General features: G+C 73.4%; 11 protein-coding genes and 1 pseudogene. 5 read left to right on the forward strand and 7 right to left on the reverse strand.

The window, feature by feature from the left end; genetic code table 11:
* Positions 1 to 24 precede the first annotated feature (24 nt).
* From iolD to iolC, 4 genes are read right to left on the reverse strand one after another with little or no spacing between them, the layout of a single operon-like run.
* The gene (gene iolD / locus AMK24_RS07190; RefSeq protein WP_073766213.1) at positions 25 to 1,989 is read right to left on the reverse strand and encodes a 3D-(3,5/4)-trihydroxycyclohexane-1,2-dione acylhydrolase (decyclizing); all 1,965 of its coding nucleotides are present in this window, start codon (positions 1,987 to 1,989) and stop codon (positions 25 to 27) included.
* Positions 1,986 to 2,963 (reverse strand): 5-deoxy-glucuronate isomerase, encoded by a 978-nt coding sequence (gene iolB / locus AMK24_RS07195; protein WP_242435024.1) that lies wholly within the window; start codon positions 2,961 to 2,963, stop codon positions 1,986 to 1,988. The genes iolD and iolB overlap by 4 nt, the downstream gene beginning before the upstream one ends.
* A gap of 9 nt (positions 2,964 to 2,972) precedes the next feature.
* Complete coding sequence (locus tag AMK24_RS07200; protein ID WP_073766215.1) at positions 2,973 to 3,881, reverse strand: Cgl0159 family (beta/alpha)8-fold protein; 909 nt, start codon at positions 3,879 to 3,881, stop codon at positions 2,973 to 2,975.
* Positions 3,878 to 4,966, reverse strand: coding sequence for a 5-dehydro-2-deoxygluconokinase (iolC, locus tag AMK24_RS07205; RefSeq protein ID WP_073766217.1), 1,089 nt, complete (start codon positions 4,964 to 4,966; stop codon positions 3,878 to 3,880). The genes AMK24_RS07200 and iolC overlap by 4 nt, the downstream gene beginning before the upstream one ends.
* A 133-nt stretch (positions 4,967 to 5,099) precedes the next feature.
* Between iolC and AMK24_RS07210 the strand changes: the two genes are divergently transcribed.
* Positions 5,100 to 6,026, forward strand: coding sequence for a sugar phosphate isomerase/epimerase family protein (locus AMK24_RS07210; RefSeq protein WP_073766219.1), 927 nt, complete (start codon positions 5,100 to 5,102; stop codon positions 6,024 to 6,026).
* Between the two features lie 106 nt (positions 6,027 to 6,132).
* Here AMK24_RS07210 and AMK24_RS07215 read toward each other — a convergent pair whose 3' ends face one another.
* On the reverse strand, positions 6,133 to 6,660 hold the full coding sequence (locus tag AMK24_RS07215) for a DinB family protein (protein ID WP_199876387.1): 528 nt from the start codon (positions 6,658 to 6,660) through the stop codon (positions 6,133 to 6,135).
* A 257-nt stretch (positions 6,661 to 6,917) separates the two neighbouring features.
* Between AMK24_RS07215 and AMK24_RS07220 the strand changes: the two genes are divergently transcribed.
* Positions 6,918 to 7,109, forward strand: a complete 192-nt coding sequence (locus AMK24_RS07220) for a helix-turn-helix transcriptional regulator (RefSeq protein WP_073766223.1) — start codon at positions 6,918 to 6,920, stop codon at positions 7,107 to 7,109.
* 80 nt (positions 7,110 to 7,189) lie between these two features.
* Here the strand turns inward: AMK24_RS07220 and AMK24_RS07225 are convergent, their stop codons facing one another.
* Entirely contained in the window at positions 7,190 to 7,948 is a 759-nt protein-coding gene (locus AMK24_RS07225) for a class I SAM-dependent methyltransferase (RefSeq protein WP_073766225.1), read from the reverse strand.
* 327 nt (positions 7,949 to 8,275) lie between these two features.
* The gene (locus AMK24_RS07230; RefSeq protein ID WP_073766227.1) at positions 8,276 to 10,573 is read right to left on the reverse strand and encodes an MMPL family transporter; all 2,298 of its coding nucleotides are present in this window, start codon (positions 10,571 to 10,573) and stop codon (positions 8,276 to 8,278) included.
* Positions 10,574 to 10,731: 158 nt separating this feature from the next.
* On the opposite strand from AMK24_RS07230, the gene AMK24_RS07235 reads away from it, so the two are divergent.
* From AMK24_RS07235 to AMK24_RS07245, 3 genes and pseudogenes are all read left to right on the forward strand, one after another.
* Positions 10,732 to 11,487 (forward strand): TetR/AcrR family transcriptional regulator, encoded by a 756-nt coding sequence (locus tag AMK24_RS07235; RefSeq protein ID WP_073766229.1) that lies wholly within the window; start codon positions 10,732 to 10,734, stop codon positions 11,485 to 11,487.
* A 153-nt stretch (positions 11,488 to 11,640) separates the two neighbouring features.
* Entirely contained in the window at positions 11,641 to 11,958 is a 318-nt protein-coding gene (locus tag AMK24_RS07240; protein WP_073766231.1) for a heavy-metal-associated domain-containing protein, read from the forward strand.
* A gap of 109 nt (positions 11,959 to 12,067) precedes the next feature.
* Positions 12,068 to 14,078 (forward strand): annotated as a pseudogene (locus AMK24_RS07245) (heavy metal translocating P-type ATPase).
* Positions 14,079 to 14,298 lie beyond the last annotated feature (220 nt).

Consider the following 14,298-nt stretch of genomic DNA (forward strand, 5'->3'; position numbering starts at 1 on the left):
CTTCGGGCAGGCGCGGGGCGGGTCTCACAGGTGGCGGCGGCGGGCGGCGGCCTGCCGGTCGTACTCCTGCCGGGCGCGGACCGCCGCCGGCCGGCTCGCGGTCTCGGCTACCGGAACATCCCACCACGCCTGTGCCGGAGGGGGGCCCGACACTGTGTCGGGCGTTTCGGTCTCGACGTAGACACAAGTGGGGTCCTGGGCGTCGCGCGCCTCGGAGAGCGCCTTGCGCAGTTCGTCGACGGTCGTGGCGCGCAGGACGCGCATGCCGAGGGAGGCCGCGTTGGCGGCCAGGTCCACGGGGAGCGGCGGGCCGGTGAAGCCGCCGTCCGCGTCGCGGTGGCGGTAGGCGGTGCCGAAGCGTTCGGCGCCGACCGCCTCGGAGAGCCCGCCGATGGAGGCGTACCCGTGGTTCTGGAGGATCAGCAGCTTCAGCGGCAGCCCCTCCTGGACGGCGGTGACGATCTCGGTGGGGTTCATCAGGTACGTGCCGTCGCCGACGAGGGCCCAGACCGGGCGGTGCGGGGCGTGGGCCCTGGTGGCGAGCAGGACGCCGATCGCCGCCGGGATCTCGTAGCCCATGCAGGAGTAGCCGTACTCCACGTGGTACTGGTCGCGGGAGCGGGTCCGCCAGAGTTTGTGGAGGTCGCCGGGGAGGGAGCCGGCGGCGTTGATGAGGATGTCGTCCTCGGTGACGAGGGTGTCCAGGAGGCCGAGGACCTGGGCCTGGGTGGGGCGCGCGGTGGGGGCGGGGGCGGCGAAGGACGCCTCGACCCGCTCCTCCCACGCCTCCTTCGCGCCGGTGTACTCCGTCTCGTACGCCGGATCGACCCGGTAGCCGCGTCCGGCGAGCGCCGCCGTCAGCGCCTCCAGGCCCGTGCGGGCGTCGGCCACCAGGGGGAGGGCGGCCAGCTTGTGGGCGTCGAAGGCGGCGATGTTGAGGTGGAGGAAGCGGACGGCGGGGTGGGCGAAGAGGGTGCCGGAGGCGGTGGTGAAGTCGGAGAAGCGGGTGCCGACGCCGATCACCAGGTCGGCGGTGCGGGCCAGTTCGTCGGCGGTGGCGGTGCCGGTGTGGCCGATGCCGCCGACGTCGGCCGGGTGGTCGTGGCGGAGCGCGCCCTTGCCTGCCTGGGTGGAGGCGACGGGGATGCGGGTCGCGGCGGTGAACGCGGCGAGCGTCTCCTCGGCGGCGCTGTGCCGGATGCCGCCGCCCGCGACGATCAGGGGGCGGCGGGCGGAGCGGACCGCCCGGACGGCCGCCTCCAGTTCGGCGGTGTCGGGGGCGGGCCTGCGGACGTGCCAGTCGCGCTCGGCGAAGAACTCCTCCGGCCAGTCGTACGCCTCCGCCTGTACGTCCTGGGGCAGGGCGAGCGTGACGGCCCCGGTCTCGACGGGGTCGGCGAGGACACGCATGGCCTGCAACGCGGCCGGGATCAGCGCCTCCGGCCGGGTGATCCGGTCGAAGTAGCGCGAGACGGGGCGCAGGCAGTCGTTGACCGACACGTCGCCCGCGCAGGGCACTTCGAGCTGTTGCAGCACGGGCTCGGCGGGCCGGGTCGCGAAGGTGTCGCCGGGCAGGAGGAGGACGGGCAGCCGGTTGACGGTGGCGAGGGCGGCCCCGGTGACGAGGTTGGTGGCCCCCGGGCCGATGGACGTGGTCACGGCGTGCGCGGAGAGCCGGCCCGACTGGCGGGCGTACCCCACGGCCGCGTGCACCATGGCCTGTTCGTTGCGGCCCTGGAGGAACGGCATGCGGTGACCGGGGCCGGGGCCCGCACCGCGCGAAGGCCCCGCCTCCAGGAGCGCCTGGCCGAGGCCGGCGACGTTGCCGTGGCCGAAGATGCCCCACGTGGCGCTGATGAGCCGCTGCCTGCGGCCGTCGCGCTCGGTGTACTGCCGGGCCAGGAAGGCGACCAGGGCCTGAGCGGTGGTCAGCCTGCGGGTCGGTCCGCGGGAGTCGGCGGGGCGGTGCGCGGGACGCGTCGGGCTCAAGGCATTACCTCCGGGCCGGGCGACGGATGCGCCGTGTGGAGGGGGAGTCTGCCGTCGATCGGCTCGCCCGGCCAGGTGTCGCGGATCCAGCGGTGGTCGGGATGGTCGCGGATCAGCCAGGCGCGCTCCTCCCCCGGCCCGGCCATCACGTTCAGGTAGTACAGCGTGCGGCCGGGCGGGGCGATGGAGGGACCGTGCCAGCCGTCGGGGATGAGGACGACGTCCCCGTCGCGCACTTCGGCGAGGACGTCCGTACCGCCCTCGCGCGACGGGGAGACCCGGTGGTAGCCGACCCCGCCGTCCGCCACCTCGAAGTAGTAGATCTCCTCCAGCTCGCACTCCTCGCCCGGCACGTCCTCGTCGTGTTTGTGGGGCGGGTAGGAGGACCAGTTGCCGCCGGGGGTGAGGACTTCCACGGCGATCAGCCGGTCGCAGGCGAAGGTGTCGGCGGCGGCGAAGTTGTTCACCTGGCGCGAGCAGGTTCCGGCGCCGCGCAGCTCGACGGGTACCTCCGGCGCGGGGCCGTAGCGAGCGGGGAGTCGTCGCTCGCACTTCGCTCCTGCCAGGGCGAAGCGGCCTCCCGCGCCGGAGGCGATCTGTGCCCGGGCGTCGCGCGGTACGTAGGCGAAGTCGGTGACCCCGCTGAACACGCTTTCCCTGCCCAGCAGTTCAAAGGCGTCACCTGCCGTACGCACCGTACAGCCACCGGCCAACGGCAGGACGATCCATTCACTACCGCCGGTGTCGAACGTGTGAACACCGCCCGCCTCCAGCTCCACCACGCGCAGAGCCGAACGCTCCCAGCCGGCCCGCCCCGGGTCGATGTCGACGGCGTACGCCCCGCGCGCGGCACTGCCGGAGGGCAGGTGGTGGCGGCCGGCTGAGCGGGAGCCGCCGGTCTCGCGCCCGGCCCGGCGCCCGTGCCCGGTCGGGTGTCCGTGGGGGTGTCCGTGCTCATGGTCGTGGGTGTCCATGTCCCCTGCCTACCCTTCCTCTCCCCGCGCCAGCAGCGACACGGCGGTGTCCACCGCGTGCGCCACGTCCCCGTCGGCCGGGTAGAGCAAGGAGCGCCCGGCCACGAGCCCCCGCACGGTGGGCAGCCGCAGCGCGTCGCGCCACCTCCCGTACGCGGCGTCCTGGTCGTCGCCGACCTCGCCGCCGAGCAGGACGGCGGGCAGCGTGGACGCCTCCATCACCCGGGCCATCGCCTCGGGTTCGTCGGTGACGGGGACCTTCAGCCAGGTGTAGGCGGACGTCCCGGCGAGACCCGAGGCGATGGCGATGGAGGTCACCACGGCAGCGGGGGCCAGGTCGTTGCGGAGGCGGCCGTCGACGCGGCGGCAGAGGAACGGTTCGACGAAGACGGGCAGCCGGTGCGCGGCCATCGCGTCGATGGTCCGGGCGGCGGCGTGCAGGGTGTCCAGCGATCCGGGGTCGTCGTGGTCGATGCGGAGCAGCAGCTTCCCCGCGTCGAACCCGTGGCGGACCAGGTCGTCGGGGCGGTGGCCGGTGAACCGGTCGTCGAGCTCGAACGCGGCGCCGGCCAGCCCGCCCCGGTTCATCGAGCCCATCACGACCTTGTCCTCCAGCGCGCCGAGGAGGAGCAGGTCGTCCAGGACGTCGGCGGAGGCGAGCACGCCGTCGACCCCGGGGCGGGAGAGGGCGAGGCGGAGCCGCTCCAGCAGTTCGAAGCGGTTGGCCATGGCGAAGGACCGGTCCCCCACGGCGAGCGCCCCGCGCGCGGGATGATCGGCCGCGACGATCATCAGCCGGTCTCCCGGACGCCGGACCAGCCGCCGCCGCTTCCGTCGCGCGGCGGCCTCGGCCACGGCTTCGGGCCGTTCGGCGCGCAGCTTGACGAGGGCGGAGAGGGAGGACGCGATCGGCGTCATGAACCCGCTCCGGGGCGGGCCGGGCCGGCGGGAGGAGCCGGCCGGTCGGCGGGGGCCGCCCGGCCGGTCGCGGCGGGTGGGCGGGCCGGGTCGGCGGGGTCCGGGGCGACGGCGCCCGCCGCGAGCGCCTTCTCCACCTCGTTGGGGAACGGCATCGCGGAGGAGCAGGCGAGCCGGGAGGCGACGATGGCGCCGGCCGCGTTCGCGTACCGCACGAGACGGTCGAGGGGCCACCCGGCGAGCAGCCCGTGGCAGAGGGCTCCCCCGAACGCGTCTCCCGCGCCGAGGCCGTTGACCACCTCGACCGGCAGCGGCGGGCAGTCGGCGGCGGTGCCGTCGCGGTGGACGGCGAGCACGCCCCGCGGGCCCTGTTTGACGACGGCGAGCTCCACCCCGGCGGCCAGCAGGGCGCGGGCCGCGGCGTACGGTTCGCGTTCGCCGGTCGCGACGGCGCACTCCTCGACGTTGCCGACGGCGACCGTGGCGTGGGCCAGCGCCTCGCGGTACCGCGCGGGCGCCTCGCCGCCGTCGTCGCCCTCCTCCCAGAACACGGGCCGCCAGTCGAGGTCGAAGACCGTCGCCGTACGCCCCGGGCCCGCCGGGCGGCCGGACCGCGCGGCGAGGGCGGCGAGCGTGGCGGTACGGCTCGGCTCGGCGGAGAGCCCGGTGCCCGTCATCCAGAAGATCCTGGCGTCGCGCACCGCGACCAGGTCCAGGTCCGGGGTGTGGATCTCCAGGTCGGGAGCCTTGGGCCGCCGGTAGAAGTGGAGGGGGAAGTCGTCCGGCGGGAAGATCTCGCAGAAGGTGACCGGCGTCGGGTACTCCGCCACCGCCGTCGCCCACCGGGGGTCCACGCCGAACCGTTCCAGTTCCTGGCGGAGGTAGGCGCCGAAGGCGTCCTCGCCGGTCCGGGTGATGACGGCCGTGCGCCGCCCCAGCCGGGAGGCCGCGACCGCGACGTTCGTCGGGGAACCGCCGAGGAACTTGCCGAACGTCTCGACCCGGGCGAGCGGCACCCCGACCTCCAGCGGGTAGAGGTCCACCCCGATCCGCCCCATGGTGATCACGTCGTACGGCTCAGGCATGCGCATCCCTTCGACCCGCCGACGGCCGGCTGGTCCCAGGTCTAGCCCCCTCCCGGGAGCCCTGTCAATATGTTGTCCGGACATAAGGACGTGCTCTTGACACCCTTCCGCGCGGGCCGTGAGGCTGGGCGTTATGACCCCCTCCGTCCAGCCCTCGGCCCGTATCCGCATCGGCTCGGCCCCCGACTCCTGGGGAGTGTGGTTCCCCGACGACCCGCGGCAGGTGCCCTGGCACCGCTTCCTCGACGAGGTCGCGGAGGCCGGATACGCCTGGATCGAGCTGGGCCCGTACGGCTATCTGCCCACCGACCCGGCCCGGTTGACGGACGAGACCCGCAGCCGGGGGCTCGCGGTCTCCGCCGGGACCGTTTTCACCGGGTTGCACCACGGCCCGGAGGTCTGGGACCGCACATGGGCGCATGTCGCGGACATCGCCCGGCTGACGCAGGCCATGGGCGCCGAGCACCTGGTCGTCATCCCGTCCTTCTGGCGCGACGACAAGACGGGCGAGGTGCTGGAGGACCGCACCCTCACCCCCGCGCAGTGGCGTGACCTGACCACGCAGACGGAACGGCTGGCACGGGAGGTGCGGGAACGGTTCGGGCTGCGCGTCGTCGTCCACCCGCACGCCGACACCCACATCGACACCGAGGAGAACGTCCACCGCTTCCTCGACGCCACCGACCCGGACCTCGTCTCGCTCTGCCTGGACACCGGGCACTACGCCTACTGCGGCGGCGACGCCGTCCGGCTCATCGAGACGTACGGGGAGCGCATCGGCTACCTCCACCTCAAGCAGGTCGACCCAGAGGTCCTGGCGGAGGTGGTGGCGGACGGGGTGCCCTTCGGTCCGGCGGTGGCGCGGGGCGTGATGTGCGAGCCGCCCGGCGGGATCCCCGCACTGGAGCCGGTCCTGGACGCGGCCCGCGCCCTGGACGTCGACCTGTTCGCGATCGTGGAGCAGGACATGTACCCGTGCCCCCCGGACCGGCCGCTTCCCATCGCCCGCCGGACCCGGGCGTTCCTCCGCTCCTGCGGACGCCCCGGCTCACCCCTCTGATCCGGGAGCCGCGGGCGCGGGAGCGGGCCGGGCCCCCCTCGCACCGGCGGCCCCCGGCCCCGTACGGGTCCTCAGCCCCACGTACGGTCCTCAGCCCGTGCGGCCGTCAGACCCCCGTACGGCCGTCGATCCGTTCGCGGATCAGGTCGGCGTGGCCGCAGTGCCGGGCGTACTCGCCGATCATGTGGGTGTAGATCCAGCGCAGCGTGACCCGCGCGCCGCCCATGAACGGGCTGGTGTCGTCGAGCGCCCGCGCCGCGCAGTTCTCCCGGGCCGCGGCCACCTCCGCCTCCCAGCGCGCCAGCGCCTGCTCGTAGGTGGCGTCCTCGGCGACCTCCCAGCCCCCTTCGCGCCCCTGGTCCGCGCCCCCGCCGCCGGCCGGGGGCGGGAAGAACGACGGGACGTCCTCCTGCGCGAGCACCCGGCGGAACCAGTTCCGCTCGACCTCCGCCAGGTGCTGGAGCAACCCGAGGAGGGTGATCGGCGAGGGGGCGGCGGGCGTCTCGCGCAACCCCTCCTCGGACAGGTCCGCGCATTTCTGCGCGAGGGTGGCGCGGTAGAAGTCGAGCCAGCCCGCCAGGGTGGCGCGCTCGTCGGCGTCCAGCGGGGGCATGGGGCGTTCGGCATTGCTCATGCCCTCCATCGTGACGCCCGGGTCTGACACGCCCGTGCCCCGCCCACTCCGCCCAGGACCGCGCCTCGCAACACCGGTCCCCGTTCACCCTTTCTGTCACAGGAGTAACCGTTTGGACACAGATATCTCCGTTACGCGGGCTTTCCGTCACGGCTGATCGACAGCCCCGCCCCACCCGCCGCGCGGGGACCCCGGCCCGGTCGGGGACTGAGTGATCATCAGCCATCAGCACGACGAGGCGCAGAGAGGTGTCACTGATGACGGACAGAACGCTGTGGTCCTACAAGGACATTGCCGCGCACATCCAGGTACAGCCGGACACCGTCCGCTCCTACCGCAAGCACGGGCTCCTGCCTCCGCCCGACGAGGTGCGCAACGGCAGACCGTACTGGTACGGGGACACCGTTCGCGCCTGGGTCGCCTCCCGCCCCCGCAACCGGGGCCGCTGAGGCCCGGGGCCGCGCCGACCGGCCCGTCACCCGCGGGCGGTCCGCACGGCCCCCGGCCGCGGGTGGACCGCACAAGTCCCTTACCCCTGGGCGGCCTTGCGGAAGAGGCCCGCCCAGAGGAACGGCTCGCCGAAGAGCGGGGACTCGGGGTCCTCGTCGTTCATCCGGCGCAGGTCGATCTCGGTCAGGTCCGAGAAGATGCCGCGCAACGCCTCGGCGGAGTAGGCGAGTCCGCCCTGGAGACCGCCCGTCCGGTACAGCTCGGCGTCCGGCAGTTCCGACCCCATGCCGCCCTCCCCGGCGGCGAAGCAGGTGAGGACGAAGTGGCCGCCGGGCGCGAGGCAGCGCTCCACCAGGGCGAGGTAGCTGATGCGCCGGTGGGGCGGCAGGTGGTGGAAGCAGCCGGAGTCGTTGATCAGGTCGTAGGGTCCGTCGAGGGCGGCCCCGGGCGCGGTCAGCACGAACGCGTCGCCGCGGTGAAACCGGACCTCGCCGGCCCCGGCGGGCGCTTTGGCGGCCCGTTCACGGGCCCAGCCGATCGCGGCCGGGGAGAGGTCGACCGCGTCGACGTCGAAGCCGAGCGCCGCCAGGTGCAGTGCGTTGCGGCCGGGCCCGCAACCGAGGTCGAGTGCGCGCCCCGGGGCGATCGGACCCCGCCGGACATACGCGTCGAGGCTCTCGTCGGGCTTCTCCACGAAGAACGGAACAGTCCTGGTCCGGTCGGCGTAGAAGCCGTCCCACCAGGCCGCCCCGCCCTCCGTCCAGCGGTCCGCCTCCGGTGCGAACAGCCCGTCCATCAGCGCCAGCACATTGTCGGTCGTGCGTACGTTCCGGTCCATCCGGCCCCCCTTTTCCGATGGGGCGATTCTACGGAGACGGACCATGAAATCCCAGGTCAGAGCCCTTTCAGCGAAGTCACTGGCACCCCTCTGCCGCCCTGGGGACCGAGGGACGGCCACGCCCCCTCCGACCCACCCGTTCCGTGGCGCACGCCCCTTCCAGCGCCCTCCACGGGCCCTTTCCCGGCCTCCCCCAGCACTGTTTCCGAACGGGTTTCCCCGCCTCTCCACCCGCTCCGCACTGCTCCCGGGCCGGGCTCCCGGGGCCGCCTCCCGGGCCGGTCCCGGCGTCCGTGCCCCCCGTGCCGGGCCCGGCACGACTGCCGGTCAGCGCCCCGCCGGGGCGGCGAACTCCGGGTCCGTGTCGGATTCGGCCGCACGCCGCCCGCCGCCGGAGGCCCCCCGCCCGACCGGGTCCTCTTCGGCCGCCGAGGGCCCCGCGGCGTCCGGGGAGTTCACCGCGGCCGGCGCCGGCTCCCCTTCGCTGAGGCCGAACGCCCGGTGGAAGGTCCGCAGGGGCGCGGGAGCCCACCAGGTGGAGCGGCCCATCAGCTTCATCACCGCGGGGACCAGCAGCCCGCGCACCACCATGGCGTCCATCAGGACGGCGAGGGCGATACCGAGCCCCAGCATCTTGGTGTTGGTGACCCGTGAGGTGCCGATGGCCACCATCACGACCGCGAGGATCACGGCGGCCGCGGTGATCAGCCCGCCCGTGTGCCGGAGCCCGAAGGTGACGGAGTGCTCGTGGTCGCCGGTGCGGTCGTACTCCTCCTTCATCCGGGATATGAGGAAGACGCCGTAGTCCATGGAGAGCCCGAAGGCGACGCAGAACATCAGGACCGGCAGCGTCGTCTCGATGTCGCCCGTACTGGTGAAGGCGAGCAGCCCGGAGAGGTTGCCGTCCTGGAAGACCCAGACCACCGCTCCGAACATCGCGGTCAGGCTGAGGGCGTTGAGCACGACCGCCTGGAGCGGAATGAGCAGACTGCCGGTGAGCAGGAAGACCAGGAGCAGGGTCACGAGGACGACGATCGCCAGCGCCCAGAGCAGCCGGTCGGCTATGGCGTCCTTGGAGTCGACGAGGACCGCCGCCGTGCCCGTCACCGAGGTGTCGAGGGCGGGGGCGGAGGGCAGGGCCCTCAGATCCCGTACGAGCTGCTGGGCCGCCTCGCCGACGGCTTCGCCCTCGGGCTGCACGTGGTAGTAGGCGGTGGCGCCCTCGGCGACCGGGCCCTCCACCCGCAGGACGCCGGGAACCCCTTCGATCCGGTCCTTCAGGTCCGCGTACTCGGCGGGGGTCCCCCTCCCCTCGGCCAGCACCTCCAGGCCGCCGCCGGGGCTGCCGGGGAAGCCGTCCCGGATGTGCTCCTGGACGACCCGGGACTGCGCGTCGGCCGGCAGCTGGCGGTCGTCCGCCGTACCGAAGGTGACGCCCAGGAAAGGCAGTCCGAGCAGCAGCAGCCCGGCGGTGGTGACGATGGCGAACAGCGGCGCGCGGCGCATCACCAACGCGGCCAGTCGCTCCCAGCCCCGGCCGGGCGCGCCCTTCTCGCGGCGGCGGAACAGCCGGCGCAGGTCCAGGGAGTCGACCCGGTGGCCGAGCAGCACGAGGGCGGCGGGCAGCAGGACCAACGCGGCAGCGGCGGCGAGGAGGACCACCGCGATCCCGGCGTAGGCGAAGGAGCGCAGGAAGTACTGGGGGAAGACGAGCATGGCCGACAGGGACACCGCCACGGTCAGCGCCGAGAACAGCACCGTGCGCCCGGCGGTCCGCAGGGTCGTGCCCACGGCGGTCCGGGGGTCCGCCCCGCCGGCCAGTTCCTCGCGGAAGCGGCGGACGATGAACAGGGCGTAGTCGATGGCGAGTCCGAGGCCAAGGGCCGTGGTGAGGTTCATCGCGAAGACCGAGACGTCCGTCAGCTCCGTCAGCCCCCGCAGGACGGCGTTGGTACCGAGGATGGCGACGATGCCGACGGCGAGCGGCAGCATCGCGGCGACGGCGCTGCCGAAGACCATGACCAGCAGGACGAGCGTCACCGGCAGGGCGATCAACTCGGCGCGCAGCAGGTCCTCCTGAATGATGGTCTGCATCTCGTGCTGCACGGCGAGGGGCCCGCCGACCGAGACCGTCACCGGCCCCCGCTCCCCCGCGAGCGCCGGGGCCACCCGGTCGAGGGTCTCCCCGGCGGTCTTCTCGTCGCCCCCGATCCGGGCGGCGATGATCGCCTCGCGCCCGTCCTCGGAGCGCAGGGCGGGCGATCCGGTCGCCCAGTAGGACCCGACGCCCGTGACCCCCGGTTCGGCGTCCAGCCGCTTCGCGAGGCGGGCCGCCTCGGCGGCCACTTCGGGATCGTCGACGGACGCGGGGCCGCTGTCCACCAGCAGCAGCAGGTTGGGGCGGGACTCGGGGAACTCCCGCGCCAGCACGTCGCTCGCGTAGGTCGACTCGGCGTCGGGGGCTTGCCAGCCGCCGCTGCCCATGCGGTCCGCCACCCCACTTCCGGCGAACACGGCGAGCGCGGTGATCACCAGGGCGGCCAGCAGCGCGAGCCGCGGCCGGGCGGTGACGAACCGGGTCCAGCCGCCGACCGGGGGCGGCACGGAGCGGTTGACTTCGGGCATGGTGCGGTGTCCCCTTCACCGAGACCCGGGCAGCACAGGGCAGCATGGGTCGGCCGTTGCCGTTTATCGTGGCAAACACGAGTAGTCGCTCGCGTTCCTCCAGAATGCGAGCGGGCACTCGTGTTTGTCAATCGCGTCATGAGAGCTGGGGATCGACCGTGCCGGAGGCCAGAGCCGACAAGAGCGCCGCGACGGGCGGAGCGGGCGGCGCACCCACCCCGGAAGCCGCCGCGGAGGCCGTCGGGGGAACCGCCGGGGCCGCGGGCGGACCCGCGGGCTCCGCCCGCCCCCGCCGCCGCCAGGCCCGGGGCGAGGCCCGCATCGCCCAACTGCTCCGGGCCGCCGCCAGCGTCTTCTGCGCCAACGGCTACACCGCGTCCAGCACCAACGCCATCGCCCGCGAGGCCGGAGTGTCGCCGGGCACGCTCTACCAGTTCTTCCCCAACAAGGAGGCCATCGCCGTCGAGCTGGGCGACCGGCTCCTCGCCCGCTGGCGGGAGACCTACGGGGCGGCCTTCGACCAGAGCCGGATCGAGCAGCCCCTCGACCGCATGCTGGACGCCGTCCTCGATCCGCTGATCGCCTTCAACTGCGAGAACCCGGCGTTCTCGGTCCTGATGCACGGCTCGGAGATCCCGGGGCGGATCACCGAGGAGCACGACACGCTGCACGCCACGATGCTGACGCGGGTGGAGTCGGTGCTCGCGGCCCACCTCCCGGACACGCCGGCCGCCCAGGTCCACCGCGTCGCCGACATGATCTTCATGATCTTCAAGGCCGGACTGGACCTGATCATGGCCCACGAGGGCGAGGAGCGCGCGGCCTACGTCCGGGAGCTGAAGGCCGCACTGTTCCGCTACCTGGCCCCCCTGGTCGGGGACGACTCACCGAGCCCCGCCCCGCAGGAGCCGTAGCGCCTCCCGCGCCGCCGCACGCACACGGCCCCACCCTGCCGCATTCATACCCCCTAGGGGTATAGTATCGAGCAGACGGGACGCCCCAGGGACCTGTGCGGCCCCCGCGTCCCGCCATGCCGCCGAAACGTGTTCGCGAAGAGGAGAAACGCCATGAACGCCGAGACCGAGACCCCCCAGTCCACCGGTTCCTGCTGCTCGCCCACCGGCTCCTGCCACGACGGCGCGACCGACGCGCAGAGCGGCCGGGCCGACGCCGTCACCACGGTGTACCAGGTCAAGGGGATGACCTGCGGCCACTGCGAGGGCGCCGTGTCGGAGGAGATCTCCGAGATCGCCGGCGTCACCTCGGTCACCGCCGTCGCCTCCACCGGCCTCGTCACCGTCACGTCCAAGGCCCCCCTGGCCGAGGACGCCGTGCGTGCCGCCGTGGACGAGGCCGGGTACGAGCTGATCGGCCCGGCCGCCTGAGACGGTCCGCGGCTCACGACCGCACCGCCCCGCCCGTCGTCGGGCCTTGCCCCACCAGCCGATACCGGTGGGGCAAGGCCCGATCCGCGTTGTTTCAGGAGTTCCGGTCATGGCCAGCACAGCAGAAGCCGACTTCCCGGCCGCCGACCCCTCCGAGGCCGAGCTGATCATCGGCGGGATGACCTGCGCCTCGTGCGCGGCCCGCGTCGAGAAGAAGCTCAACCGGATGGACGGCGTCACCGCCACGGTGAACTACGCGACGGAGAAGGCCCGCGTCACCTTCGGGGCGGGGCCGGCGATCGGGGACCTCGTCGCCACGGTCGAGAAGACCGGTTACACGGCCCGCCCGGCCCCGGACGCGTACACCGACAGCCGCGCCGGCGCCGGCGCCGGCGGTCAGGCGAAAACGGTCCCGGACGCCGTCGGCGAACCCGCGCCCGTCGCGGAGGAGGCGGAAGCCGGACAGGACGCCTCCCTCGCCGCGCTCCGGCAGCGGCTCGTCGTCTCGACCGTGCTGGCCGTCCCCGTCGTCCTGCTCGCCATGGTCCCGGCGTTCCAGTTCGACTTCTGGCAGTGGCTGAGCCTCACTCTCGCCGCGCCCGTCGTCGTCTGGGGCGGGCTGCCCTTCCACCGGGCCGCCTGGACCAACGCGAAGCACGGTGCGGCCACCATGGACACGCTGGTCTCGCTCGGCACGCTCGCCGCGTTCGGCTGGTCGCTGTGGGCCCTGTTCCTGGGCGACGCGGGCATGCCCGGCATGCGCCACGGGTTCGACCCGACCGTCCCGCGCGCCGACGCCGGCTCGACGATCTACCTGGAGGTGGCGGCCGGGGTCGTGACGTTCATCCTGCTCGGCCGCTACCTGGAGGCCCGCGCCAAGCGGAGGTCCGGGGCCGCGCTGCGGGCGCTGATGGGCCTGGGCGCCAAGGACGTCACCGTCCTCAGGGACGGCAGGGAGGTCCGCGTCCCGGCGAGCACGCTCGTCGTCGGCGATCGCTTCGCCGTCCGTCCCGGGGAGAAGATCGCGACGGACGGGACGGTGGTGGAGGGCTCGTCCGCCGTGGACGCCTCGATGCTCACCGGCGAATCCGTCCCCGTCGAGGTCACCACCGGCGACCCCGTCACCGGAGCCACCCTCAACGCCGAAGGACGCCTCGTCGTCGAAGCCACCCGCGTCGGCGCCGACACCCAACTCGCCCGCATGGCCCAACTCGTCGAAGACGCCCAGAACGGCAAAGCCTCCGCACAACGCCTCGCCGACCGCATCTCCGCCGTCTTCGTCCCCGTCGTCATCGCCCTCGCCCTCGCCACCCTCGGCTACTGGCTCGGCAACGGCGCCGGACTCACCGCCGCCTTCACCGCAGCCGTCGCCGTCCTCATCATCGCCTGCCCCTGCGCCCTCGGCCTCGCCACCCCCACCGCCCTCATGGTCGGCACCGGACGCGGCGCCCAACTCGGCATCCTCATCAAAGGCCCCGAAGTCCTCGAAACCACCCGCCGCGCCGAGGCGAAGCAGGCGGCCGAGGCCGCCGGGCGCACCGCGATCACGGTGGCCTGGGACGGAGAGGCGCGCGGTGCTCGAAGTCGCCGACGCGGTCAAGGACACCAGCACCGAAGCCGTGGCCGAACTGCGCGCCCTGGGTCTGCGGCCCGTGCTGCTGACCGGCGACAGCCGGGCGGTGGCGGATGCCGTGGCCCGCGAGGTCGGCATCGACGAGGTACACGCGGAGGTGCTTCCCGAGGGGAAGGTGGAGGTCGTACGGCGCCTTCAGGCCGAGGGCCGGGTCGTCGCGATGGTCGGGGACGGGGTCAACGACGCCGCCGCCCTCGCCACGGCGGATCTGGGGCTGGCGATGGGTACCGGGACGGATGTGGCGATCGAGGCGAGCGACCTCACACTGGTTCGTGGAGATCTCAAGGTGACGGCTGACGCGATTCGGCTGTCCCGGCGTACCCTTGCCACCATCAGGGGCAACCTCTTCTGGGCCTTCGGGTGCAACGTCGCGGCCTTGCCCCTGGCTGCAAGTGGCCTGCTCAACCCTATGATCGCGGGAGCCGCCATGGCGTTTTCGTCCGTGTTCGTCGTCACGAACAGCCTCCGGTTGCGTGCCTTCACGTAACTTCCACAAAGAGACTTAGATCACACTGGTTTCAGGGTAACCATCCAGCGGGTTCGCGAGTCTTAGAGTGCGACTGCCAAGGATGTCTTGGGGGACGTCCGACGGAGTGTCTTGGGGGACGCTCCCGATGGCATGCATGCGTTGGCCGGGGCACGTGCACCGGGGAGCTTTGAGCGGCCCTCCCGTGCGTACGTTCCCCGGCAGATCGCGGCACAACAGA

Origin of the sequence: Streptomyces sp. CB02366 (genome assembly GCF_001905905.1) — a bacterium.
Taxonomy (GTDB): domain Bacteria; phylum Actinomycetota; class Actinomycetes; order Streptomycetales; family Streptomycetaceae; genus Streptomyces.